Source organism: Maribacter spongiicola (assembly GCF_052119685.1).
Lineage (GTDB): Bacteria > Bacteroidota > Bacteroidia > Flavobacteriales > Flavobacteriaceae > Maribacter > Maribacter spongiicola_A.
Genome location: NZ_JBGQOO010000002.1, coordinates 1 through 23137, shown reverse-complemented (window position 1 = coordinate 23137; position 23137 = coordinate 1). Strand labels below are relative to the sequence as shown.

Below are 23137 nucleotides of genomic sequence, written 5' to 3'. Positions count from 1 at the left end.
TAACTAGACTTTAGTATTACATTAATAATTTACTTTAAATCACTCATTGAAAAGCATTTACTCGATAATCGAGATGATAACACTTCGAGGCTTGCCACGAAATTTTACAGTTGTTTATGTGTAATGTTTCGTGGGTTTACCTCTGAGGTAGTTTACTTTAGCTTTTTATCACCCATACCTAATCCTTTTGCAAGATTAAATAGGTTACTAAAAAGTGTTTGCTCTTCATTGTCGTTAGACTTAGCTTTTAAGTCCATCAGTAAATTGGCAATAGTTACGTTTTTAAGATCTTCAGATGAAATCCCGTATTTATCAGCGAATTCTTTTACCTTCTCTAATAAGTTACCTTTAACATCATCACTACCTAAAATAGCATCTTTTACATCTTGTATGTTGGTGCTGTTTGCCACCAATCTATCATATCCTTTGGCTCTAGTAATTTGTCCGATAATTTGATCAAAGAACATCGTTTCACCACCTACAATATCAATTTTAGCTGCTTTTAATGCATCACCAATAACTTGTGCCTGAGCATCTGCTATATCTTTTTGAATATTGATGTGAGCAAGATCAACTTGTAATTCTTTATCTAAACGCAATTTAAATTCTTCGTGCTCTTTACCAACACCGTCTAATTTCTTCATTGCATTCGCTTTCTCTTCAATACCAGCGGCATCTGCTAAAGCTTTTTCTTTGATAACAGCAGCTTCTGCCAATCCGTCTTTGCGTTTCGCTTCAGCTTTTGCTTCAATACCTGCAGCTTCAGCCTTCGCTTTTTTCTCAATGATAATTGCTTGCACAATTCCTTCACGTTCGTAAGCATCAGCTTTAGCATGCATCACTTGGGCTTCAGACATACCAACAGTTGCTTCTTCTTTTGCTGTTGCTTCAGCTAGAATTTTACGTGCTTCAGCCTCTTTTTCACTCGCTTCTTTATGCGCTAAAGCTTCTATATTAATTTCTTCAGCTTTTTGCTTAGCAGCTTCTTTTTGAGCCTCTGCAGCCTTAATTGTTTTTATTAAAGATTCTTCTGCGTTTGCTTCTGCAACCGTTATTTTTACTTGTTTATCTCTATCGGCAGTCTTGAAAGCTTGAATATCTTTCATGTTTTCTTGCTCTTCCACTACTCCTTTTTCTAGCGTAACACGATCACGAATAACATCTTGAATGTTCTTCTTCTCGACTTCAACTACTTTCTCTTTCTCAATTTGGGCAAGCGTTACTACTCTTTCTCTTTCGGTAGCCTCTAAAAGTCTGTCTTTTTCTACTCTTTCCGTTTCTACGGCTTCGGTACGTTGTTTATTTTTTAACGCAACTATTATTTGACGCTCCATATTTTCTTCGGCAACTTTCACTTTTTCGCGAGTTGCAATACGTGCAGTTTCTGATTTTAATAATTCTTCTTCAGATACCTTCAAAATTTCAGATTCTTCGCGAGATTTAATATTTGCAATTTCTCTTTTTTGTTGTTCTTCTTTTTCAGCCAATTGCTTATCAAGTTCTAGAATAGCTTCACGTGCTTCAACATCTTGCTTACGAATGGTTTTTTCCTCATCACGCTTGATAAGATTTGACTGCACATTTTGAGCAGCAGTTAAATCGTTGATTTTCTTAATACCTTCTGCATCAAGAATATTATCAGCTTTTAAATGAGCAACAGCGGTTTGCTCTAGGTAATCGATAGCACAATCTTCTAAAGTATACCCGTTAAGATCTGTACCAATGATATCTACAATTTCATCTCTAAACTCTCTACGAGCTTCATATAATTGAATGAAATCAAACTTTTTACCAACTGTTTTTAAAGCCTCAGAAAACTTAGCTTCAAATAATTCTTCTAAGGTTTCTTGACGAGATGCCCGTTGAACACCAATAGTTTGTGCTACTTTTTTGATAAAATCAACTTCATTGTTTACTCTAACAAAGAATGCCACTTTTATATCGGCACGCATGTTATCCTTACAAATTAGTCCTTCGGTAGCGAGTCTTTCAATTTGAATTTTCTTCACAGAAATATCCATTATTTCGACCCTATGAAATACTGGTACAACGTAAAGTCCTTTGTCCGTTGCTACTTTAGTTCCTCCAAATCCGGTTCTTACCAAGGCTTGACCTTGATGAACTTTTTTGTAGAACATTGCGATAATTGCAAAATAAACGATGATAAGGAAGAGGATGATCCCGAGACCTATACCGATAATTGAAAAGATGGATTCCATAAATGATTTAAGATTTATTGATTATATGATTGAACTAAAAAGTATGTATGATCCGCAGATCTTTTAATGATTAAAACCGTACTACCATATGTTAATGGTTTTTTGTCTAAAGATTTCACATAAATTGAATGGCTGTTACCTTCTGCCTTCACTTCTGCATTACCCATTTTATCTTCACTGATGTTAGATAATAAAATTGCTTCTCGACCTAAAAAGTCTACAGGTGCATCGCCATCTTTATTCAATTGCTTGAAGAAACCTTTAAACGGACTAGTAAATAACTTGTTGACAAACAATGCAGGAAAAAGTGCAGCTATCATAATAATGAAACCTATAAAGTTATCATAGGTAAACGTTAATGTAGTCAATAGTGTTGTAATCAGCCACCAAACAAATATCCAACAGGTAAACGTGAACATAAATGGGAGTCCGACAAAATTGAAATAAATCAAGAATATTTGCCACCACTTTAGCGGTCTACGTCTTTTACCAATGACATCATCTTGGTTGACTTCGGTATTAGAGATATCTTCAAAATCAAGATTACCACCTTCAATACCAGAGTCAAGGTCTATATCGGCATCGATGTCAATATCGACATCAACGTCTATATCGAAATCAAGACCACCTATCATGGTAATGATCCAGTATACCAGAAGAATTATCAGCAATAATGTTAGCGTGATATTTACCTCAGAAAATAATATGTCTATTAGTTGATTCAAATTTTTTATTTTTTGGTTTTATTAAACCCTAACTGTTCTTTTAACTTTTGAAGCTCATCATCTGCCACGGCTTCAGTGGTATCAGCGGCTTTATCAAGTTCATCATCAATAGATTTACTTGATTTTGCTATGTCGCCATATGCCTCGGCCAAAGCTTCTTCTTGGGCAATTTTCTCTTTCATTCTTTCGAGCATTGACACCGTACCGGTGCTATCTAACTCTGCCATTTGCTTGTTTAAATTTTTAGTGGCATTACTAACCTTTACCCTAGCCTTTAATGTTTTCAACTCATTTTCCCAATTGCCGATGTTAGATTTTAAAGCTTCAACATTACCTTGCATTTGGCTAACGTTAGCCTCAAATTTTTCTGTTTCAGTTTTTGTAGCGGCTAATTGTTTTTCATTAGCTTCTTTTTGCATTAAAGCTTCCTTTGCAAGTCTGTCTGCTTCGGCAGCATCCATTTCCTCGCTGTTAGCCTTCTTTAGAATGATAATGGCTTTGTCTTGATACTCTTTGGCTTTGTTCTTATAAAGGTCTTGATCGTTCTTAGAACGAATGGCAAGTGCCTTTACTTGTGCAAGAGCCTCTAAACTTTTTTCTAGGTCTAATTTCATATCCCTAATGCCCTGTTCGGTCATTTTTATAGGATCTTCCATTTTGTCAATCGCTGAATTGGTTTCAGCCTCTCCTATTTTAAATAGTCTTTTAAATATATTCATGATTTTTATTTTTAATATTTAGAAAATTCAATTATTTGATCTGAGTATTCACTCATTAATAAGCTTAAAGAATTAAGACTGGCCTCAAATTCGTTTAAATCCATATTCTCGATTTGTAAGGTGTCTCTAAAAATGACACGATTTGCGGTCTCGTCTAGAACAAAAGCTCCATGTATAATATCTCTATTCTTCTGAAGTAAGTTTCTAAAGATTTTTTCAGATTGATTATGTACAGAAAATATAAATTGTTCCATTATCAATATCGGTGGCGAAACTCCTAAAATGAGATTTTTGATTCCGAAATCTTCTTTAGCTACCACTAAAATTCCGTCTACTCTATTTTCTTTGACGATATTAAAGTTCAATTCAAGAAGATAATCTCTGGTTATATTAAAATGGTTTTTCATATATATTGGTTTATGTAGGTGGTTTCTTAAATTCAATAATACAACATATTATTGGTGTGATTTTTTAAAATGAGATTAGGAACGCTAAAATGTAAACAATTACGATGAACATAATATTGTGTTTTAAATTCGGTTAATAAAAAATACTGGCTCAAAATAATAGCAATTCAAATTATTATTGCTAATTTTGTTAGACAAATATAATTATATTTTTATCAATTGCAAATTTAATTAGCAAAAAAATGTCATACTTTGGAAAAAATATACGGAAGATAAGAAGTTTAAAAGGTCTTAGCCAACAGTCATTTGCTGAGCTATTTGAACTAAAAAGAGGTACTTTAGGTGCTTATGAAGAAGGACGAAGTGAACCTAAATTAGAGACGCTAATAAAAATTGCTAATTATTTTAGCATTCCTATAGATGATTTATTAACAACCGAATTAACGGTAAATAATTTATTGAAGTTTAAAGGTAACTTAACCGTTGAACAAGATTTAGGGGAGCAAGAATTTTTTGTTAAGGTGCCCTGTATAACCACCTTAAATCAGTCAGATTATATTAAATATTACAATAAAGATTCTTACATACAAGACTTGCCTTTTTTGTCTTTACCAATAAATCCCGATAAGAAGTTTCGGGCATACACTGTTCAGAATTTAGAGATGAGCAAGAATGAATTAGGTATGTTTCCAAAAGACATCGCTATTGGAGAATGGATACCACCAGAAGTATATTCAAAACTAAATAACGGTACATTGGTATTTACGGTATCAGATAAGAATATCATTTTAAGAAGACTATTTATAACTAATGATAAATTCGTTTTACGTGCAGAACATAAAAACGTAGAAGATATAGAGTTACAGTTAAAAGAAATACATGAAATGTGGAGGGTTAGATATGTATTCTATCATAGATTACCAGAGACTAATTTCAATTTAGAGGAAAAGTTATTTCAATTAGAAAAAGATTTCGATAGACTTAAAAATGATTTATAATAAAAAAGCTCTTCATTTCTGAAGAGCTTTTTCTTAAACTTGAATGTATATATGTCTTAGATAACTTTAACGTTCACTGCGTTTAAACCTTTGTTTCCTTCTTTTAGTTCGAATTCAACTTCATCGCCTTCACGAATTTCGTCGATTAAACCTGAAATGTGCACAAAGTGATCTTTTTCAACTCCTTCTTCAGTGATAAAACCGAAACCTTTTGTGTCATTGAAAAATTTTACTGTTCCTTTACTCATTGTAATGTAATTTAATTTATAATACTTATTAAGTTGCAAAGATGACGCCAATAGTTGACAAACAGCGATTAAAGTTCTGTTATATCTATTTTTTGTGAATACTTTAAGAGTTTTTGCTTGTTTAAAGCATTATAAAGACAATTTTTACTTTTTCTGAGCCGCTAGCCACTCCATAATACTCACATTTTCACCCTTTAATAAGACAGGTTTATTATCAAAATCGAAGTTTGCATGGTTGGCATGACTATAAATCCAAGACCAATGCCCTGGAAAATAGTAATTTTCACCACCATAAAATCCGGTAAAATCAATAACATGGTCATAATAAGAAAAATGAACATTTGGCGCTTTAGCCTTAATAAGTCTTTTATATAATGGTACAACAGTTTCGTCTGGTAGTGTAGTGGTATCATCTTTCGAATGTATAAACCAAATTGGCACATTTTTGATGCTTTCAATTTGTTTATCGGTAATATTGGAATTTGAATAAGCAAGTGCACTTATATAACCTGCTGCGAAATAGCTTGGGTGTTCGAGTATTAGTTTCAAACTCATATACCCACCATTAGAACATCCACCAATATATATTCTATCTAAGTCTATCTTCGGATTATCTTTTACGAAATTGTCGATTAGGTTGAACAAGGCTTTATTATAAATATCATCAGTATCACCCCTAGTATAGTCTCCATTGGCATTTTGCATCCAAAATGTTGGAGCTTGTGGCACTAGCACATATGCACCGTTAAAAAAGGATTGAATTTCAGGAAATGCATAGTTTGTCGCCTTATTGGCAACCAAAGCAATACTCGGGTCAGTACCACCTTCGCCACCACCATGTAACCATATAATTAAAGGAGACTTGGCAGAAGTAGTTTTAGGTTCGAAATAAGCGTATGTTAGGTTAATGCCATTGCTAGAATATTTTCCTTTTAAATCAAATCGATCTAAATCTTTATATATACGAGAGGCTTCATTATTCCATATTTTACTTGTTGACGTATTGGTAATGGTCATTTTATAATCGATCCATTGATTACTACCTCTACCATCTTTAAAAACATATTTTATGGGTGAATCTATTGGATTATTAGGGTGCACTAATAACACCAAGGTTACATGATTTCCTTCACCGACTCTACTTCCATTGGCATCAGAAACATAAGCGAATACTATTTCTCGACTACCATTTGCCTCTTCTGGCTTCATTTCTGCACCATCGGCACTTCTTTCTACCTCGATTATATAATCGCCAGCATTAACTTCAGTTGTTAATACTGCGGTAGGTAATATTACCTTTTTGACGGCTGGTCCCCAATCGTATCCTTCTAAAATTAAGGTATAGCTACCATCTTCATAATTAGAAAATGTTTTGGTTACGGGTTCCATCGCCAAAAGCGGGTTTAGTATCTTCAATATAAGAAATGCCGATAATAAAAGAATTGATTTTTTCATTGTTTGAGTTTTGTTGTTTGGTCTAGTAAGATACGAGATTAAGATAGCATTTATGTCCAAATTATATAGTTCAAGATTTTCTGAAATTTATTTTTGAGTCGAAATGAATTCTATTGCGGTCAAGTTAATATTTGATACTTTAGTAGAAACAACTAAACAATAAAATCAAATACTTACAAATGAAAAAAGCAATCAGTGTAAATAAAATAATATCAGGCTTAGCATGTACCCTATTCTTTAGTATCGGAACAAATGCCCAAAAAGCAGCATTCGATATGGATAAAGATTTATTGCTGGTGCAATTAGACTGTAAAACCGATATTGACGATTTACATACTGCAGCAGGTTTCGCTACGCTACTAAATCACCCAGATTATAAGGACTTAAATTATCTTGCTGTCGCAGGCACTTATGGCATTCAAGAAGGTTTATACGTACCACCAAATGCGTTAATGCCAATGGTCTTCAATGAAAATTGGTTAGATGCAGATAAAGAATGGAAAACTTCGGTTGATAGCGTGGTAAATAAAGCATTGAAAATTATTGAAAATGGTGGTTCTATTTGGATAGCTGAAGCGGGACAGTCAGATTTTACGGCTGATTGGGTTTCAAAACTTGTAGAAAAGAATCCTACTATAAATATAAAAGAGAAAGTTCATGTTGTGCAGCATAGCGATTGGAATGAATCAGTTACAGAACCTACCAAACTTAAGTACACACAAACAGTAACGGATTACCATAAAATTGCTGATGGTAATGAAGTTGGTAATGGTACACCTGGTTTTAAGTCTGATGGTAAGGTAGATTGGGAATCTAAATTAAATGATGAACACTTGACAACGGTTTGGAATACAGCTATTCGCCTAGGAAATCAATATAATGGTAAAGATGGCAGGTATTTAAATGAAAGTGTTGATGAAGGCGGACTTGATTTTTCTGATTTAAGTGAAGTATGCTACATTTTAAACCTTATGGATATTAAAGATGCAGATGAATTTTTCACCTATTTTAAGGTAGACTAGAATCTTATTTTAGTTTTAAAAAGGCCTCTTGTAATCTTTGCGTTACGGGGTCTTTTTCATTTCCTGTATATAGTCTGTAGTCATCAATTTGTTGAATTGCAGCAATCTGTGTACTCGTACCTGTTAAGAATGCTTCATCAATAGTATTCAATTCTTCTAATGAAATAGGAGTTTCTTTAATTTCTATGCCTAAAGAGTGACATAGCTCAATTACTACCATTCTAGTAATACCATTAAGAATATACTCATTTGCCGGATGTGTGTATACTATTGCATCTTTGACAAAAAATAAATTGCAATGAGATGCTTCTGTGAAAACGCCATTTCTATGTAATATGGTTTCGTAACACTCATGTTGCATGGCTTCTTCATTCAACATCACATTACCTAAAAGAGAGGTCATTTTAATATCGCAGCGAGACCATCTAAAATCATTTCTAGTAATTACATGGGCATTTGCAGTATTTATTTCGGGCAAAACCTTTGGTACTGCATACATCATAACCGTTGGCTTCATATCTACAGGAAATGAATGTTGTCTTGGTGCTATTCCCCTAGTAATTTGAATATAAAGCATGCAGTCTTTATCGTTTAGCGCTACTGCTTTTAACAAAGTGGTAATTTCATTTTTAAGTGAGTTAGCATCGAACTCAATATTGATTTTTTGGAGTCCTGATTGTAATCGCTCTATATGTTCTTTTTCATAAAAGAATCTGCCGTTTATCTGTACCATTACTTCATATAATCCATCACCAAAAATAAATCCGCGATCGAAAACAGATACTTTAGCATCTGCAGAATTTACAATACTTCCGTTTAGGTATACTTTATCAGGATAACTCATATAACTTATAAATAACGTTTAAGATGCTTTTTGAAATAGGTTGCGCTATCGGTAATACTTTGCATAGAGTTCTCTGCAAAATTTCCACCTTGCTCTATATAGTAATATTGTAAATCATCTTTGTTAATAGATGATAACATACTTTTGTAATCAATAGTTCCATTACCCATTTCAGAATAATCTCGAGTTACTTTGTCCATATCTTTAATATGCCACATAACATAACGACCTGGGTTTTCTGCAATTAATTCAGCCGGACTCTTATCTGCAGAATGTTCGACCCAGTATATATCCATCTGTAGTTTTACCAAATTTGCATCTGTGCCAGATAAAATGATATCATAGCCTTGCTCACCATTATGGTCGGTGAATTCAAAATCGTGGTTGTGATATGCGAACTGCAAACCTGCATTGGTTACCTGTTCGCCAATTATATTTAATTTATCCTTCAGGATTTTAAAGTTTTCAATGGTTCGGTACTCCTGAGCTAACCAGGGCCAAGTAATGTATGTACTGTTTAAAGTGTGAGAACCATCTATACATTGGTCAACATAACGCAAAAGTTTCTCTTCAGAATCGTTAAAGTGACTAGAGAAATCGTAATGGCCACTAGAAATAGTAAAATCTAAATCCTCGATCTGTTTTTTAAATTCCTTAGATTTTATACCGTAATACGTATCGTTATCACCATCATAACCATAAATTTCTCCGTCAGCATAACCAAGCTCACGTGCGTATTTAATACTCTCGATGGGGTTTTTAGCCATTGCATCGCGAATGGTGAACAATTGCAAACCCATTTTATATTTATAGTCCATCGGTAATACAGATAATGGCAATATAGAACTTACCGAAAGCACACCAGTCTGTTTTAAAAATGTTCTGCGAGAATTTGAGCTGTTCATGATAATGTTGCAATTAAATAAATATGGATTATAAATATAAGGTTTGCATAAAGAACTTGAACATGTTATAAACAATAAAGCAGCCATAAAGGCTGCTTTTTTTTTCTATTGCGTTCGTAAATCTACTGGTTATTTGCTACAGCAGTTTCGCTGTAAGAAACACGATATATGGCATCGCCAAAATCATCTGAAATCAGCATAGAACCATCTTTTAGCATTAAAATATCTACAGGTCTTCCTGTTGCTTTTTGAGCTACTTCGTCTAACCAACCATCAATAAAAGGTTTAGTGCTAATTGCTTCACCATCTTGAATGTCGACCATCATTATTCTGTAACCTACTTTCTTACTTCTGTTCCATGAACCGTGTTCTGCAATGAAGGCTTTACCCTTATATGCTGCAGGGAACATAGTACCGGTATAAAATTTAATGCCAAGTGGAGCAACGTGCGCATCTAACTGTAACGCAGGATCTACAAAATCTGAACAAGGCCGTAAATCTCCAAATTCAGGATCTTTTACAATACCACCATGGCAAAAAGGATATCCAAAATGCTGACCTGCCTCAGTTACTGTGTTTAGTTCACAAGGCGGAATATCATCACCTAACATATCGCGACCATTATCTGTAAACCACATCTGCTTCGTATCAGGATGCCAAGTGAATCCGACAGAGTTTCTTATTCCTCTAGCGTAAATCTCACGATTGCTACCGTCAGGATCCATTCTTGAGATAGTTGCAAATCGCTCATCTTCATCCGTCCTATTACAAATATTACAAGGAGCCCCAACAGGAACATAAAGCTTATCGTCTGGTCCGAAGGCTATATATTTCCATCCGTGGTGAAATTCCGTCGGAAAATCATCATAAATTAATTCCTTTTCTAATTCGCCACCAATCTGCTCTTCAATATTCGGATATTTCCATAAGCTACCCACTTGAGCAACATACAAATCTCCGTTTCTCATGGCGATACCATTAGGAACTTCCATCGTATCTAAAACAATAATGTTATCGGCTTTAAAATCTCCATCAGTATCTTGTATGGCATACACGTTGTTTTCTGTGCGAGTACCAACAAATAACGTCCCGTTATCTCCCATAGCCATAGAACGAGCACCATCTACTCCCCTAGCATAAACCTCAATTTTAAATCCTTCAGGTAAGTTTAAATCTAACAATGCCAAATCGGTACTGTCAAGTTCCATCTCTTTAACCGCACTATCTTTATTTTCTTTCTTGTCCTCTTTACAAGAATTTAGAGATATTACTACGGCGAGCGCCATAGTTATCCTTAAAAATGAAATTTTCATATTTAGTTGTTTAGTTTATTACGAAGATACGCAACAAGCTTTAGTTTTAACATCATTAATACAGATGTATATAATAGTAAAAGCATCCACAAATCGAATATTTATATGGTTAATTTACCCTCTTCGCCAAGATCTGTTTTTTCACCTGTTATAGCGCCGATTCCCATTTTAAATAAGCTGATTAGCATATTATTCTTAGTATCCCAATAATGTGCATCTTTTGGTGTCACTTTTATAGCTGTAATATTAGGGTCGTTTTCTCCATCGAACCAGTTGTCATCACTTTTTTGGTATAATTCTGATATGATATTTTTATCATCTAGAATTTCGGCAGTGCCATACACATTCATAAACTCCATACTCATTGGCTTTGCATAGAATAAATGAATTTCTTCATCTCTTTGAATATTTGCATTATGTGTGCTGTGCTTATTACTTAAAAACAAAATATTTCCGTTTTCATCAACCTTTTTTGTACTCATAGGTATTGCATGAATTGGTCTTTTGGATAAATTGGTCGCGAGCATTGTAAAATCTATTGCTTCAGCTAATTCTTTGATTTTATCTTGTGCGCTCTTATTAAATAGATGTTTAGTAGCCATAATTTTTTTAATCTAAATTAAGGCGAGTTTCACTCTTTTACCTAATAACAGAAACATCTTATTGTTCCAAAAAAAGGAAATATTAATGCAAAAAAAAAAGACCCAATAATGGGTCTTAATTAATTTTACAGCTATGCTATTAAGCATCCATTGCTTTACCAATTAAAGTATCACCTTGTATAATTTCAAAAGTTGAATTAATGGCGGCATCATCATGTAAAGATCTTACCAATGTCTGCGCTACGTCATCTCTAGTAATAGAACCCTTTTTGTTCAATTTAGATTGAAGTTCAATTTTACCTGTACCAAACTCGTTTGTTAATGAACCAGGCCTAACAATGGTATAACCCAAATTTGCCGACTTTAAATATTCATCTGCATTATGTTTTGCCTTTAAATATTCTTTTAAATCGCTAGCATCTTCAGGATTATCCGCCCCCATAGAACTAAGCATTACAAATTTTTTAATGTTAGCTTTTTTAGAAACATCGATTAAATTTTTAGCACCTTCTTGATCCACTTCAACTACCTTTTTACCACCAGATCCAGCGGCAAAAATTACTTTATCTATATTTTCTACAGTATGTGATAAATCCTTTTCTAAATCACCAAGCACTGTTTTTATGTTTTCTTTTTCAAACTGTTCTTTTTGCTCTTCTTTTCGCACCATTGCAATAGGTTGAAAATATTGAGAGTTTTTCAAAAGGTTTACTATTTTTTTTCCGGTTGTACCGTTGGCTCCGGCTACTAATATATTTTCCATGTTCTTTATTTTAGGTACAAGTTTGCTAAATAACATAGTAAACATTGATGCTTTACCGTTTTATATTGACACAGATGCTAAATTGCTAGAAAGTAAATAACCTAGGGACAAGCCCACAAGGCATTCGTAGGAGAACTACAATAACATTACGAGGCAGACCTCATAGCATTTAAATATCGATTGTCTAGTAAAAAAAAAAGCAGCCTTAATAGGCTGCCTTTAATTTATATGCTATTGAACTTGATATTACGAAAGCTTTGTATTTAGCACTATTTCAGTATTTAATAATTTAGAAACAGGACAAATCTTTTTAGCCTTCTCTGCAATGGTTTTAAATTCATCTTCTTTAATATCAGGTACATCGCCAATTAAATTTAGAGTTATTTTCACTATCTCTCCATCTTTAAAATCAACTTTTGCATTAACATCTAAGCTTGTGGGTGTATAACCCGATTCGCCAAGTAAAAAGCTTAATTGCATGGAAAAACAACCCGCATGGGCAGCACCAATTAACTCCTCGGGGTTAGTGCCATTACCGTCTTCAAATCTTGTATTAAAAGAGTATTGAGCATTTTGTAAAACTGTACTTTCAGTGGAGATAGTTCCTTTTCCTTCTTTACCACTTCCTTTCCATTGTGCTTTAGCGCTTCTTGTGAATTTCATAAATTTTATTTTAAAATTAATATTCTAGAACTACTTCTTAAGCCAAGTGTTCTTCTTTTTGATAATTTGGGTAATCTGTGTAACCTTCTTTACCAGTGGTATAAAAGGTATCTGCATCCCATTCTGCAATTGGATAATCATGTTCAAAACGTTCTACCAAATCCGGATTAGAGATAAACGGCTTACCAAATGCCACCAAATCTGCATTACCTTCTTCAATTACTTTATTACCGGAATCTTGGTCAAAACCAGCATTAATCATTAAAGTTCCGTTATAAAGAGGTCTAAAATGCTTCGCGATATGTTCTACAGCGAATGGTACATTCGATACATCATTAAAAGGTTCAGATAAATGAACATAAGCTAAATTATAATCATTCAGTTTCTTAATAATATATTCGAAAGTTGGTATCGTTTCTTCATCTAAAGTAATACCGAACATATCGTTCAATGACGGATTAAATCGTACTCCTATTTTTTCTTGCGGAATAACTTCTTTCATGGCATCTAAAACTTCAAAAAAGAAGCGGGTTCTATTTTCAATATTCCCACCATATTCATCTGTTCTAACATTAGAAGTGCCATTAAAAAACTGGTGAAATAAATAGCCGTTGGAAGAATGAATTTCCACTCCGTCAAATCCTGCTTCGACGGAATTGATAGCTGCGTTTTTAAAGTCTTCAACCGTTTGTTTAATATCTTCTATAGACATTGCTTTAGGGGTCACGGTATCTTTAAACCCTTCAGGTGTATATGATTTCGCATTCGGGTTTAAAGCAGAAGGAGCTAATGGCAATTCCCCATTATGAAAATCTGGGTGAGACATACGACCAACATGCCACAATTGAATAAAAATCTTTCCGCCTTTATCATGAACGGCTTTTGTTACTTTTTTCCAGCCTTCTACCTGTTCTTTAGAATAAATACCTGCAGTGTTAATATAACCTACGGCATCTTTAGAAACCTGTGAGCCCTCGGTAATAATTAATCCTGCAGATGCCCTTTGAGTGTAATAAGCTACATGTAATTCTTCGGTCGGTATATTACCTTCATTTGCCGCCCTACTTCTAGTCATAGGTGCCATTACGACACGATTTTTTAAGTTGATATTTTTATGAAACGGGGTTAATAATGCTTGATTGCTCATATGTGCGTGTAAAATGTTTTGTTTATGACACAAAGATCTCACTATTAAATGGGGCTTTTTGACTCTTACCAAAAAAAGATTGCTATAAAGCATAAATTACTTTGAACTATGGCTATAAAAATTATTTTTGCCGTTTTGTAAAAAATTATAAAACTAATCTTGTTTTTTATCGTAGGTACTGCAAAGGACAACCTTATCTAAATTTTATTTTATGAATTATAGCTATAATTGGGCATTAAAGCTGTTGGTATTTACCTTTGTACTAATTGCATCAAATGTTGTAGAAGCACAAAATCTAAAAGGTATAGTAACCGATAAAGAAGGCATTGCTTTAGAGAATGTCGGTATATTTAATCAAACATCAGGGCAACATAGCCATACTAATTTATCAGGCGCATTTTCACTCCCGTCAACATCAGTAAATGATTCCGTTTATTTCTCCAACTTGGGTTTTAAGACCTTTATATTGGTTGTAAATCAAAACCATTTTAATGAAGGGGTAAATATAATATTAGAAGAATCCAGTATTAATTTAGATCAAGTAGTAGTTGTTTCTAAGGTAGATGCCATGACAAGATTTGTGAATATAGATGTACAAAACGATCCCGTAAAATCATCACAAGAAATACTACGTAAAGTACCCGGACTATTAATTGGTCAGCATGCCGGTGGCGGTAAAGCAGAACAGATTTTTTTAAGAGGATTTGATATTGATCACGGTACAGATGTAGCCATTAGCGTTGATGGTATGCCAGTGAATATGGTATCTCATGCTCATGGTCAAGGGTATGCGGATTTGCACTTTGTAATTCCAGAAACTATAGATAATATTAACTTCGGAAAAGGACCATATTACGCAGATAAGGGAGATTTCAATACTGCCGGCTATGTAGATTTAAGTCTTAAGAAAAGTGTAGACAAAAGCATGGTTTCTTACGAGTCGGGCCAGTTTAACACCAATCGATTTGTTGGTCTTTTTAATATTTTGGAAACAAGTAAAAGTGATGGGTATTTAGCTTCAGAAATTTATTTAACAGACGGACCTTTTGATTCGCCTCAAAACTTTAACCGTGTAAATATTTTGGGTCGGTATCATTATAAGGATATAGGAAAAGAAGAACTGACATTAACAGCTTCTCATTTTCAAAGCAAGTGGGATGCTTCTGGTCAAATACCCCAAAGAGCAATAGACCGAAATATTATAGGTCGTTTTGGAGCTATTGATGATACCGAGGGCGGACAAACAAGTAGGACAAACTTAATGTTGAATCATACTAAATTCTTAGGTGAGGATCAATTTTTAAAGACAAGAGCTTTTGTGAGCAAGTATGATTTTGAGTTGTTCTCAAATTTCACATTCTTTCTAGAAGATCCTATAAATGGTGACCAAATACGACAGTATGAAGATAGAACCATAATGGGTGCCGAAACTGTTTTTGAACAGATTGATATTGCCGTAGGTACTGATGATAGATTCAAATATGCTACAGGAATCGGGTTTAGAAATGATAATGTAGATGATGTTACTTTAGAGCATACATTAAATCGAAAAACATCTTTAGAGCAGTATGCATTCGGTGATGTAGACGAAACCAATATATATGGGTTTGTGAATGGAGAATACAAAACGGGAAACTGGACCTTTAATCCTTCAGTACGATTAGATTATTTCAATTTCGAATATGAAAACAAGCTAAGCGAGTTATATGATAACAAAAGTGAAAGCAAGGCAATAGTGAGTCCGAAATTAAACACCTTATATTTCGTGAATAGAGATTGGCAATTATTCTTAAAAACCGGTTTAGGATTTCATTCAAATGATGCACGAGTGGTAACGGCAAATGAAGGTCGAGATGTGTTACCAAAAGCATATGGTGTAGATTTCGGAACTATCATTAAGCCTATAGATAAACTAGTGCTAAATGCAACTTTATGGGGACTGTACTTAGATCAAGAATTTGTTTATGTAGGTGATGCCGGTATTGTTGAGCCAAGTGGTAAAACTAGAAGAGTTGGTGTTGAAGTTGGTGGTCGTTATCAAGTTCTAGATTGGTTATATATTTATAGTGATGTAAACTATACCTATGCACGAAGTACGGAAGAAGCAGATGGAGAAGATTATATTCCGCTAGCACCAGATTTTACAGCTGTAGGAGGATTATCTTTTAGTGATATCGGTAATTTTTCTGGAAACTTAAATTATAGATATTTAGGTGATAGAGCTGCAAATGAGGATAATAGTATTGTAGCAGAAGGTTATTTCGTAACCGATTTAAACCTAAACTACCATATCAAAAACTGGACAGTTGGTGTAATTGTTGAGAATTTATTTGACACCGAATGGAACGAAACTCAGTTTGCTACTGAAAGCAGGTTGTTTAATGAAACCGCATCAGTAGAAGAAATTCATTTAACTCCTGGCACACCGTTTTATTTACGAGGTAAGGTTTCTGTGCGATTTTAAGAAAACTGTTGTTTATAAAATTTAAAAAGGTTGGTTCTATGCATATGTAATGAATCAACCTTTTTTTAGACCAAGTTTTCATGCAAGAAGTTTTTAAAGATTTTAGTACTGGTGGATTACTTAAAATTGGTAATGAGTTATTATTAGAATCTTATAAAAAACCAAAGCAAGCAGGAATTTATATTTTTATTAGAACCACTACTCAAAAAGCTTCTATAGAAGTAGATGGTGTTCCTTATACAATTTCTGAACATAGTTTATTGGCGTTAACACCAATTCAGTTTTTACATTATTCTGAAGGCAGTAATTTAATTGTCTATCAATTTAATAGAGAATTTTATTATATTAAAGACCATGATCAAGAAGTAAGCTGTGCCGGTCTATTGTTTTTTGGAAATGCCCATATACCTGTAATCTATTTAGGAGAAAAAGAACAGCGAAAATTTGATACGTTGCATGAGGTGTTTGTTGATGAATTAGAAACAGAAGATACTATACAAGCAGAAATGCTTCGTATGCTCATGGCTCGTTTTATGATTATGAGTACAAGATTACTTAAGGCTAAAGAAGGATTCAGTGAAGTTACCAACGATATAAAAGTTGATTTGCTAAGAGGATTCAATTTGTTGGTTGAAGAGTATTACAAGTCAGAACATTCAGTTTCATTCTATGCAGACAAATTGTTTAAATCCCCGAAAACCTTATCCAATACCTTTTCTAAATTTAATACCACTCCCCTACAGATAATTCATCAGCGTATAATTCTTGAGGCAAAGCGATTACTTATCTATACTGATAAGACAGCAAAAGAAATAGCGTATGAAATTGGTTTCGATGACGCCTCGCATCTAAGTCGTCTTTTTAAAAACCAAACACAACAATCTCCATCAGATTTCAAAAAACAACTTAAAAAATCATTTTAGGGAAATATCGACAACACCTTGGGTGATATTGCCCGTTTTAAGATTCATAATAGCTAGATCTTTGTAGTGTAGAATTAAAACAACAAAGACATGAATTTAAAACACAAATCAATCTTCAATTTAATAGAAATATTTACGTCTAAAAAGGCCGTGGTGACTAATGCCATCAATGTAGAAAAACATTGTCACCATAATCATTTATCAGATTACTACTGTGATTCTGATACTTCTTCAAGATTAACCAAAGCATTCAATACATTTCCGTAAAGGAAAAATTGACATGTAGAAAGGAAGTCTCTACATGATTAGAATACTATTCTGAATATACTTTTGTACCAGATAATTAATAGAACAAAAACAATTTATAATAAAATTTAAAAATAAAATCATGAGCACATTTAACATACCAACAAAAGAAGAAGTAAGCGAAAACAATCAAGCAATTTTCGATAACCTTAAAAAAGCATTAGGCTTTGTACCAAACTTATATGCAACCTATGCAAATAGTGATACAGCTTTGGAAAACTATTTAAATTTTGCCAATGCTAAAACATCATTATCAGCTAAAGAAAAAGAGGTTGTAAACCTTGCAGTTAGTCAGGTAAATAACTGTGTCTACTGTTTATCTGCACACACGGCAATAGGTAAAATGAATGGATTCAATGACGAGCAAATTCTTGAACTAAGAGCAGGTAAGGCAACATTTGATTCTAAATTAAATGCATTAGCACAATTAGCTAAAAATGTTACTGAAAACAGAGGTCGTACAGACGAAAAAGTTTTAGAAAACTATTTTGCAGCAGGTTATACAAAAGCAAATTTAATTGACACCATTTCATTAGTAGGTGATAAAACAATATCGAACTACATTCATAGCACTACGCAGGTAGCAGTTGATTTTCCTGTAGCACCATCATTATAAACAATTTCATAAACAATAATTATTAATCTATCCATTAGAGCAAGAGCTCTTTAAATTTAAAACACATGAAAAAAGTATTATCAATTTTAGTTATCGTATTGGCATTCTCATTTAGCGCAAACGCTCAAGATAAAATGATGAAGCAACCAGTTAAGAAGATTGCCTTAGAGCAAACGACTGGTGAGTTTACGCAGAAATCAATTACTGTTAGCGAAGGAACTTATGTTTTCGATGTTGCAAACAACAATGTAGGTAAAGATGTTGGTTTGGTTTTGGTGAAAAAAGGCAAAGATGCCTCTAAATCAGAAAATCACATTCAGGCTGCATATGTAACTGCTGCAGTAAAAAATAATACTGTTGGGCATTCTAAAGAAACGAAACTGGAAAAAGGCGAATATGTATATTTCTGTCCTTTGAATCCGACTCCGCAATACAGTCTTATTGTTGAGTAAGAAGTAATTAGCTATACATAAAAAGGGCTGTTCTTAAATGAACGCCCTTTTTTATGTTTGTAAATTCTATAAAAAAATAGAATTTTATGTGCCAATTAATCCTCTGGCGGATGCCCATGAATTTCTTCAAATACAGTATCAAAATTTTCACGTAAATACGCATTTAATTTCTTTTGATAATCATCTTTTAACCAGCTCAAAAAATTGTAGGTACTCTTGCTAATGCATTTTCCGTACACATGAATACGGTTGTCTATATCTTCTTTTAGCAATTTCGCCAATGCCAAAGCATCATAAACATCCTCACTATTTTCGACACACATATATGCATGGTGAGCGATAGAACGTTCTAAAACTACTTTAGAAGAATCTCCTGCAAACGTTGCCGTTTCGTAGGTTTCCTTAATATCGAAATAGGTTTCTTTAGAATTTTTAAACTCTTCTTTAACTTCATCAGAAAGCTCAAGTTTAAAATCACTTTCAATATCCTCATCATCTTTAATACGATCCATGTAGAAGTTCGGAGACTTAAAAATAGCTCCCCAATCTAAGTCTGCACCCCATGGTCCGAAACGATAAAGGTTGTTACCTAAATCTATAACCGTAAATTTCGATTTGTTGTTCAAAATCCTAGAACCCCTACCGATCATTTGGTAGTAAAGTGTTAGCGATTTTGTTGCTCTATTTAAAATAATAGTATCAATGGTAGGTTCATCAAAACCTGTAGTTAAAATACTCACCGATGTTAAAATCGCATCAGGTGTTTCTTTAAACCATTTTAATATTTGCTTACGCTGTTTTTTAGTAGCGGTATTATCAAGGTGCCGAATATTTAAACCTGCAGCATGAAAAGTATGGTAAACTTGAATAGAAGTTTCGATACCATTGTTGAAAATTAATGTCTTTTTATTCTTAGAATGCTTAGTATACGCTTCTAAAAGCTTGTTCAACATTGCCGGACTCGTATATAAATCAGCAGATGATTTAACGGTATAATCACCATTAGAACCAATTTCTAGAGATGTAAGTCCCATGTCATACTGAAATACCTCTGCCCTAGCCAAGAAATCATTGGCTATCAAATTTTCTATGGTTTCACCTGGTATAAGCTCATCATAGTTTTTGTTCATTGGCAAATCTTTGTTCGAACTTAACGGGGTTGCCGTAACACCAAGAACAAAAGAATTTTCAAAAAACTTGAATAGTTTGGTAAAAGAATTATAGTGGGCTTCATCAATAATAACAAGACCAACATCAGAAATATCTAATTGATCATCGTTCAACCTATTGTTCAAGGTTTCTACCATGGCTACATAACAGCTGTAGCGTTCATGGTCGTCAAGATTTGCTTTACTATTGACTACTTTGTTAACAACACCAAAACTAGTTAGCATTGCCGAAGTCTGGTTACAAAGTTCAATACGGTGGGTCATTACCAAAACTTTCTTGTTGTGGTTTTTTAAATACTGACGTACCATTTCAGAAAAAATCACTGTTTTACCACCACCGGTAGGTAGTTGATATAGTAGGTGATAATCATCTCGTTCTGAATCGAACTTATCAAAAATTTGTTGAATTGCTCCTTGTTGATAGCTGTAAAGTTCCTTATCGGTCTTTCTATCTTGTAATTCAAAAACTGTCTCTTGCATAAAATCTTCTCTGGAGGGTACAAAGGTAACATTCTCTATAGTAGATTACTAATTCATGCGTTAAAAAGGGTATCTTTTGCGACCATATGTCATCAAAATAAACCGTAAAGGGTAAAATTAATGCAGCACAGCCATTTTAAAATCTATAAACCCTTTGCAATGTTGAGTCAGATGAGCTCTGGAGAAGATCGGCAGCTACGAAAAAAACGATTTTTAAGTGAGCTTTTTGATTTTCCGGATGGAATAATGCCAATTGGCAGATTAGATGAAAAATCTGAGGGTTTATTATTAATGACCACGGATGGGAAGTTGAGCGACACCATAAATAGCTCAGGGGTAGAAAAGGAATACTTAGCCCAATTGGATGGCTTAATCACTCCTGATGCAATTCAAAAAATAGCGGAAGGAATAACCATTGGTATTTTCGGGAATAAATACATGACAAAGCCTTGTAAAATAACGATTTTAGACGATTTACCATCGCTGCCAGATGCCGATCAAGCATTGCGAATTGGTAGGCATAGACCGACATCGTGGGTTCGCATTGTTATTAAGGAAGGTAAATTTAGACAAGTCCGTAAAATGACAGCTGCCGTAGGGTACCCGACCGTTCGATTAATTCGTGTTCGCATCGGCATAATTCACTTAGATAAAATGACACCTAAACAAGTGTTGCCTCTTGAAATTACTCTACCGGAGCTTTAGGAATCCGTTTTCCTGAAAACCTAGAGAAAATGGTCAAACTCTTTTTAGTATTTATAAAGTAAACACCCGTTAGCAGTACTACAGATGCAATAGCTGATTGTATGGTGATATCTTCATTTAAAAAATACCAACCCAGAATCATCGCAATTATCGGGTTTACATATGAAGAAGTAGCTACTTTTTCTGGCGATACAAGGCGTAGTAAGTAATTGAAGGCTGTAAAGGTTACGATGCTACCAAAAATTATCAACAACGACATAGACCAAAGAACAGGAGTGCTCCATGTTACCGGTGATGACCATTGTTCCCCTAAAACTAGGCTGATGATTAAAAGTGAAAATCCACTAGTAAGCATTTGATAACCCGTATTTACAAAGAAATTTTTGGGTAACTCGGCACCACCAACAAACAAACTGCCATAAGACCAACTAAGCATACAAAGAAAAATTAGTACCATTCCCAATATCGCTCCGTCTTGTGCAATTATTTCTTTCTGACCGACTAAAAGAAAAATACCTGTAATACCAAGAAATACACCCACTAGTGACATTGGTTGAATTTTCTTGCCTTGAAATACACGCATCATTAATAAAACCACTAATGGTTGGGCAGATACTTCTAGAGCCGCAAAGCCACTATCAACAAACTTAAGAGCCCATACTACTACGCCATTTCCAAAAGTTAGAAATAGAAATCCCGCAAGAAAAGTATTCTTGAATTGTTGCTTTGTAATTTTTAGGGAAAAGCCCAATATTTTTGAAATGACAAAAATTAGGCTACCGGCAATAACAAAACGAATGCCTGCCAACATAAAAGCAGGCAATTCGGTTACTGCTATTTTATTCCATAAATAGGTAGATCCCCAAATGAAATAAATGGCAAAAAATGACAATACTACCAAAACGGTGTTACGTTGCATTTTCACCATTAAAAATCTTTAAAACTAAATCTTCTTTACACGAACGGCATTCATACCCTTCATGCCTTTTTCTAACTCGTAAGAAACTTTATCGTTTTCCATAATCTCATCGATAAGACCACTAACGTGAACGAAGTATTTTTCGTTGTTTTCAGTATCTATAATGAAACCAAAACCTTTTGTAGTATCGAAGAAAGAGACTTTACCGTTTCTAACTGGATCGAATTCTTCTACATCACCTTCTTCTTTCTTTGGAATACCTAAAATGATATCTTCTGCATCGATTTCTACTTTCATCGCTGGATCTGGCGGAGTGTCTACCAAGTTTCCGTTGAAATCTACATAAGCAAGTGGAATACCAGAAGTACCACTTTCTTTAGTAGCTGCTTTTCGAGCAAGCATTTTTTTCTTTTTTTCTTCACGCTTCTTTAAGCGCTTTTTTTCTTTTTCAGTTTTATTAAATGTCTGTTGTGATTTTGCCATTCGTAATTTTAATGATAATAATAGATTTTACTGTAAAGGAATTGAAATACGTGGTGACGTGTATAACAAATGGTAAGCCTTTTGAGTAAACTTATAATGCCACTTGTTGTAAGGTCATTGCAAGAATCATCTGCATCCCTTTAAAGTTCTGCAAAGATAAGATTTGTATTTCAATTATTTAGCATTAAAATGACTCATTCTATCAATCTTTTAATAGAGCTAATGTTTGGCTCAGATTTGCATTCTATTATATGCCATAATTTCAGATTTTACACGCTACCCTTCTACTTTAATCGGTTTACTTTTTATTAGATAAATAGAATTATTGTTAAAATGAAATAATCTTAGTAGTAATTAATACACTGATAAACAGTTGATTAAAATAGTATAGCTAATGAATTTTGTTAAAAATAGTACCTTTTTATGCATAGTACTGTAACAAAATAGAAACATCGTCGTCTACTTAGTATAACAAATTTATTAATCATCAATTAAAAATCGAATATCATGAGAACTTTTATCAGAAACACACCGACAGAAACTAGAAGAAATACATTCTTTTCAAGTTTTAAGAATAGTAAAAGAGTACA

Annotated in this window: 24 protein-coding genes; 8 read left to right on the top strand and 16 right to left on the bottom strand. The window is 33.8% G+C overall.

All coding sequences use genetic code 11. The annotated features are described in order from the left end of the window. Positions 1-152: 152 nt before the first annotated feature. Genes ACEN2N_RS04180 through ACEN2N_RS04165 form a run of 4 tightly spaced genes read right to left on the bottom strand, consistent with a single transcriptional unit; the run spans position 153 to position 4070 of the window. Positions 153-2219, bottom strand: a complete 2067-nt coding sequence (locus ACEN2N_RS04180) for an SPFH domain-containing protein (RefSeq protein WP_441823149.1) — start codon at positions 2217-2219, stop codon at positions 153-155. Between the two features lie 14 nt (positions 2220-2233). Next, positions 2234-2944, bottom strand: a complete 711-nt coding sequence (locus ACEN2N_RS04175; RefSeq protein ID WP_441823148.1) for a hypothetical protein — start codon at positions 2942-2944, stop codon at positions 2234-2236. A gap of 5 nt (positions 2945-2949) precedes the next feature. Next, positions 2950-3663: a PspA/IM30 family protein gene (locus ACEN2N_RS04170; protein ID WP_441823147.1), complete on the bottom strand. Its 714-nt coding sequence runs from the start codon at positions 3661-3663 to the stop codon at positions 2950-2952. Between the two features lie 11 nt (positions 3664-3674). After that, the gene (locus ACEN2N_RS04165) at positions 3675-4070 is read right to left on the bottom strand and encodes a molecular chaperone Tir (RefSeq protein ID WP_441823146.1); all 396 of its coding nucleotides are present in this window, start codon (positions 4068-4070) and stop codon (positions 3675-3677) included. Between the two features lie 242 nt (positions 4071-4312). On the opposite strand from ACEN2N_RS04165, the gene ACEN2N_RS04160 reads away from it, so the two are divergent. Further along, a complete protein-coding gene (locus ACEN2N_RS04160; RefSeq protein ID WP_441823145.1) occupies positions 4313-5068 on the top strand; it encodes a helix-turn-helix domain-containing protein in 756 nt (251 codons plus the stop codon). A gap of 56 nt (positions 5069-5124) precedes the next feature. Here the strand turns inward: ACEN2N_RS04160 and ACEN2N_RS04155 are convergent, their stop codons facing one another. Both ACEN2N_RS04155 and ACEN2N_RS04150 read right to left on the bottom strand, forming a co-directional pair. Next, positions 5125-5316, bottom strand: a complete 192-nt coding sequence (locus ACEN2N_RS04155; protein ID WP_027067037.1) for a cold-shock protein — start codon at positions 5314-5316, stop codon at positions 5125-5127. A 144-nt stretch (positions 5317-5460) separates the two neighbouring features. Then, on the bottom strand, positions 5461-6771 hold the full coding sequence (locus tag ACEN2N_RS04150) for a prolyl oligopeptidase family serine peptidase (RefSeq protein WP_441823144.1): 1311 nt from the start codon (positions 6769-6771) through the stop codon (positions 5461-5463). Positions 6772-6950: 179 nt separating this feature from the next. On the opposite strand from ACEN2N_RS04150, the gene ACEN2N_RS04145 reads away from it, so the two are divergent. Further along, positions 6951-7793: a hypothetical protein gene (locus tag ACEN2N_RS04145; RefSeq protein ID WP_441823143.1), complete on the top strand. Its 843-nt coding sequence runs from the start codon at positions 6951-6953 to the stop codon at positions 7791-7793. A 4-nt stretch (positions 7794-7797) separates the two neighbouring features. On the opposite strand, the gene ACEN2N_RS04140 is transcribed toward ACEN2N_RS04145, so the two are convergent. From ACEN2N_RS04140 to ACEN2N_RS04110, 7 genes are all read right to left on the bottom strand, one after another. Beyond that, positions 7798-8637 (bottom strand): aminotransferase class IV, encoded by an 840-nt coding sequence (locus ACEN2N_RS04140; RefSeq protein WP_441823142.1) that lies wholly within the window; start codon positions 8635-8637, stop codon positions 7798-7800. A 5-nt stretch (positions 8638-8642) separates the two neighbouring features. After that, complete coding sequence (locus ACEN2N_RS04135; RefSeq protein ID WP_441823141.1) at positions 8643-9542, bottom strand: sugar phosphate isomerase/epimerase family protein; 900 nt, start codon at positions 9540-9542, stop codon at positions 8643-8645. 122 nt (positions 9543-9664) lie between these two features. Beyond that, positions 9665-10855 carry a PQQ-dependent sugar dehydrogenase gene (locus ACEN2N_RS04130; RefSeq protein ID WP_441823140.1) on the bottom strand — a complete coding sequence of 397 codons (1191 nt, stop codon included), beginning with the start codon at positions 10853-10855 and terminating at the stop codon, positions 9665-9667. A 101-nt stretch (positions 10856-10956) separates the two neighbouring features. After that, entirely contained in the window at positions 10957-11457 is a 501-nt protein-coding gene (locus tag ACEN2N_RS04125) for a pyridoxamine 5'-phosphate oxidase family protein (protein ID WP_441823139.1), read from the bottom strand. A 139-nt stretch (positions 11458-11596) separates the two neighbouring features. Further along, positions 11597-12220 (bottom strand): SDR family oxidoreductase, encoded by a 624-nt coding sequence (locus ACEN2N_RS04120; protein ID WP_441823138.1) that lies wholly within the window; start codon positions 12218-12220, stop codon positions 11597-11599. Between the two features lie 246 nt (positions 12221-12466). Beyond that, the gene (locus tag ACEN2N_RS04115) at positions 12467-12883 is read right to left on the bottom strand and encodes an OsmC family protein (RefSeq protein WP_441823137.1); all 417 of its coding nucleotides are present in this window, start codon (positions 12881-12883) and stop codon (positions 12467-12469) included. A gap of 37 nt (positions 12884-12920) precedes the next feature. Continuing rightward, positions 12921-14030, bottom strand: coding sequence for an alkene reductase (locus tag ACEN2N_RS04110; RefSeq protein ID WP_441823136.1), 1110 nt, complete (start codon positions 14028-14030; stop codon positions 12921-12923). 211 nt (positions 14031-14241) lie between these two features. Here ACEN2N_RS04110 and ACEN2N_RS04105 point away from each other — a divergent pair, with 211 nt between their 5' ends. The 5 genes from ACEN2N_RS04105 to ACEN2N_RS04085 all read left to right on the top strand — a co-directional run bounded on the left by ACEN2N_RS04105 (position 14242) and on the right by ACEN2N_RS04085 (position 18791). After that, a complete protein-coding gene (locus ACEN2N_RS04105; RefSeq protein ID WP_441823135.1) occupies positions 14242-16494 on the top strand; it encodes a TonB-dependent receptor in 2253 nt (750 codons plus the stop codon). 80 nt (positions 16495-16574) lie between these two features. Then, a complete protein-coding gene (locus ACEN2N_RS04100) occupies positions 16575-17417 on the top strand; it encodes a helix-turn-helix domain-containing protein (protein WP_441823134.1) in 843 nt (280 codons plus the stop codon). A 90-nt stretch (positions 17418-17507) separates the two neighbouring features. Continuing rightward, complete coding sequence (locus ACEN2N_RS04095) at positions 17508-17684, top strand: hypothetical protein (protein ID WP_441823133.1); 177 nt, start codon at positions 17508-17510, stop codon at positions 17682-17684. A 121-nt stretch (positions 17685-17805) separates the two neighbouring features. Next, entirely contained in the window at positions 17806-18339 is a 534-nt protein-coding gene (locus ACEN2N_RS04090) for a carboxymuconolactone decarboxylase family protein (RefSeq protein WP_441823132.1), read from the top strand. A gap of 65 nt (positions 18340-18404) precedes the next feature. Continuing rightward, positions 18405-18791: a hypothetical protein gene (locus tag ACEN2N_RS04085; protein WP_441823131.1), complete on the top strand. Its 387-nt coding sequence runs from the start codon at positions 18405-18407 to the stop codon at positions 18789-18791. A gap of 95 nt (positions 18792-18886) precedes the next feature. On the opposite strand, the gene ACEN2N_RS04080 is transcribed toward ACEN2N_RS04085, so the two are convergent. Beyond that, positions 18887-20440, bottom strand: coding sequence for a DEAD/DEAH box helicase (locus tag ACEN2N_RS04080; RefSeq protein ID WP_441823130.1), 1554 nt, complete (start codon positions 20438-20440; stop codon positions 18887-18889). 120 nt (positions 20441-20560) lie between these two features. Between ACEN2N_RS04080 and ACEN2N_RS04075 the strand changes: the two genes are divergently transcribed. Continuing rightward, positions 20561-21145: a pseudouridine synthase gene (locus ACEN2N_RS04075; RefSeq protein ID WP_441823129.1), complete on the top strand. Its 585-nt coding sequence runs from the start codon at positions 20561-20563 to the stop codon at positions 21143-21145. Here ACEN2N_RS04075 and ACEN2N_RS04070 read toward each other — a convergent pair. Together ACEN2N_RS04070 and ACEN2N_RS04065 are read right to left on the bottom strand one after the other, a co-directional pair. Continuing rightward, entirely contained in the window at positions 21126-22064 is a 939-nt protein-coding gene (locus tag ACEN2N_RS04070) for an EamA family transporter (RefSeq protein ID WP_441823128.1), read from the bottom strand. The genes ACEN2N_RS04075 and ACEN2N_RS04070 overlap by 20 nt on opposite strands. Before the next feature lie 24 nt (positions 22065-22088). Next, on the bottom strand, positions 22089-22547 hold the full coding sequence (locus tag ACEN2N_RS04065; RefSeq protein WP_423999896.1) for a cold-shock protein: 459 nt from the start codon (positions 22545-22547) through the stop codon (positions 22089-22091). Positions 22548-23137: the final 590 nt, after the last annotated feature.

Excerpts from the sequence above, each read along its gene's own strand:
- ACEN2N_RS04125 (WP_441823139.1), bottom strand. The coding sequence starts at position 11,457 with ATGGCTACTAAACATCTATTTAATAAGAGCGCACAAGATAAAATCAAA.
- ACEN2N_RS04130 (WP_441823140.1), bottom strand. The coding sequence starts at position 10,855 with ATGAAAATTTCATTTTTAAGGATAACTATGGCGCTCGCCGTAGTAATA.
- ACEN2N_RS04110 (WP_441823136.1), bottom strand. The coding sequence starts at position 14,030 with ATGAGCAATCAAGCATTATTAACCCCGTTTCATAAAAATATCAACTTA.
- ACEN2N_RS04085 (WP_441823131.1), top strand. The coding sequence starts at position 18,405 with ATGAAAAAAGTATTATCAATTTTAGTTATCGTATTGGCATTCTCATTT.
- ACEN2N_RS04115 (WP_441823137.1), bottom strand. The coding sequence starts at position 12,883 with ATGAAATTCACAAGAAGCGCTAAAGCACAATGGAAAGGAAGTGGTAAA.
- ACEN2N_RS04165 (WP_441823146.1), bottom strand. The coding sequence starts at position 4,070 with ATGAAAAACCATTTTAATATAACCAGAGATTATCTTCTTGAATTGAAC.
- ACEN2N_RS04120 (WP_441823138.1), bottom strand. The coding sequence starts at position 12,220 with ATGGAAAATATATTAGTAGCCGGAGCCAACGGTACAACCGGAAAAAAA.
- ACEN2N_RS04135 (WP_441823141.1), bottom strand. The coding sequence starts at position 9,542 with ATGAACAGCTCAAATTCTCGCAGAACATTTTTAAAACAGACTGGTGTG.
- ACEN2N_RS04080 (WP_441823130.1), bottom strand. The coding sequence starts at position 20,440 with ATGCAAGAGACAGTTTTTGAATTACAAGATAGAAAGACCGATAAGGAA.
- ACEN2N_RS04105 (WP_441823135.1), top strand. The coding sequence starts at position 14,242 with ATGAATTATAGCTATAATTGGGCATTAAAGCTGTTGGTATTTACCTTT.
- ACEN2N_RS04070 (WP_441823128.1), bottom strand. The coding sequence starts at position 22,064 with ATGCAACGTAACACCGTTTTGGTAGTATTGTCATTTTTTGCCATTTAT.
- ACEN2N_RS04095 (WP_441823133.1), top strand. The coding sequence starts at position 17,508 with ATGAATTTAAAACACAAATCAATCTTCAATTTAATAGAAATATTTACG.
- ACEN2N_RS04160 (WP_441823145.1), top strand. The coding sequence starts at position 4,313 with ATGTCATACTTTGGAAAAAATATACGGAAGATAAGAAGTTTAAAAGGT.
- ACEN2N_RS04150 (WP_441823144.1), bottom strand. The coding sequence starts at position 6,771 with ATGAAAAAATCAATTCTTTTATTATCGGCATTTCTTATATTGAAGATA.
- ACEN2N_RS04155 (WP_027067037.1), bottom strand. The coding sequence starts at position 5,316 with ATGAGTAAAGGAACAGTAAAATTTTTCAATGACACAAAAGGTTTCGGT.
- ACEN2N_RS04170 (WP_441823147.1), bottom strand. The coding sequence starts at position 3,663 with ATGAATATATTTAAAAGACTATTTAAAATAGGAGAGGCTGAAACCAAT.
- ACEN2N_RS04075 (WP_441823129.1), top strand. The coding sequence starts at position 20,561 with ATGCAGCACAGCCATTTTAAAATCTATAAACCCTTTGCAATGTTGAGT.
- ACEN2N_RS04065 (WP_423999896.1), bottom strand. The coding sequence starts at position 22,547 with ATGGCAAAATCACAACAGACATTTAATAAAACTGAAAAAGAAAAAAAG.
- ACEN2N_RS04100 (WP_441823134.1), top strand. The coding sequence starts at position 16,575 with ATGCAAGAAGTTTTTAAAGATTTTAGTACTGGTGGATTACTTAAAATT.
- ACEN2N_RS04090 (WP_441823132.1), top strand. The coding sequence starts at position 17,806 with ATGAGCACATTTAACATACCAACAAAAGAAGAAGTAAGCGAAAACAAT.
- ACEN2N_RS04145 (WP_441823143.1), top strand. The coding sequence starts at position 6,951 with ATGAAAAAAGCAATCAGTGTAAATAAAATAATATCAGGCTTAGCATGT.
- ACEN2N_RS04140 (WP_441823142.1), bottom strand. The coding sequence starts at position 8,637 with ATGAGTTATCCTGATAAAGTATACCTAAACGGAAGTATTGTAAATTCT.
- ACEN2N_RS04180 (WP_441823149.1), bottom strand. The coding sequence starts at position 2,219 with ATGGAATCCATCTTTTCAATTATCGGTATAGGTCTCGGGATCATCCTC.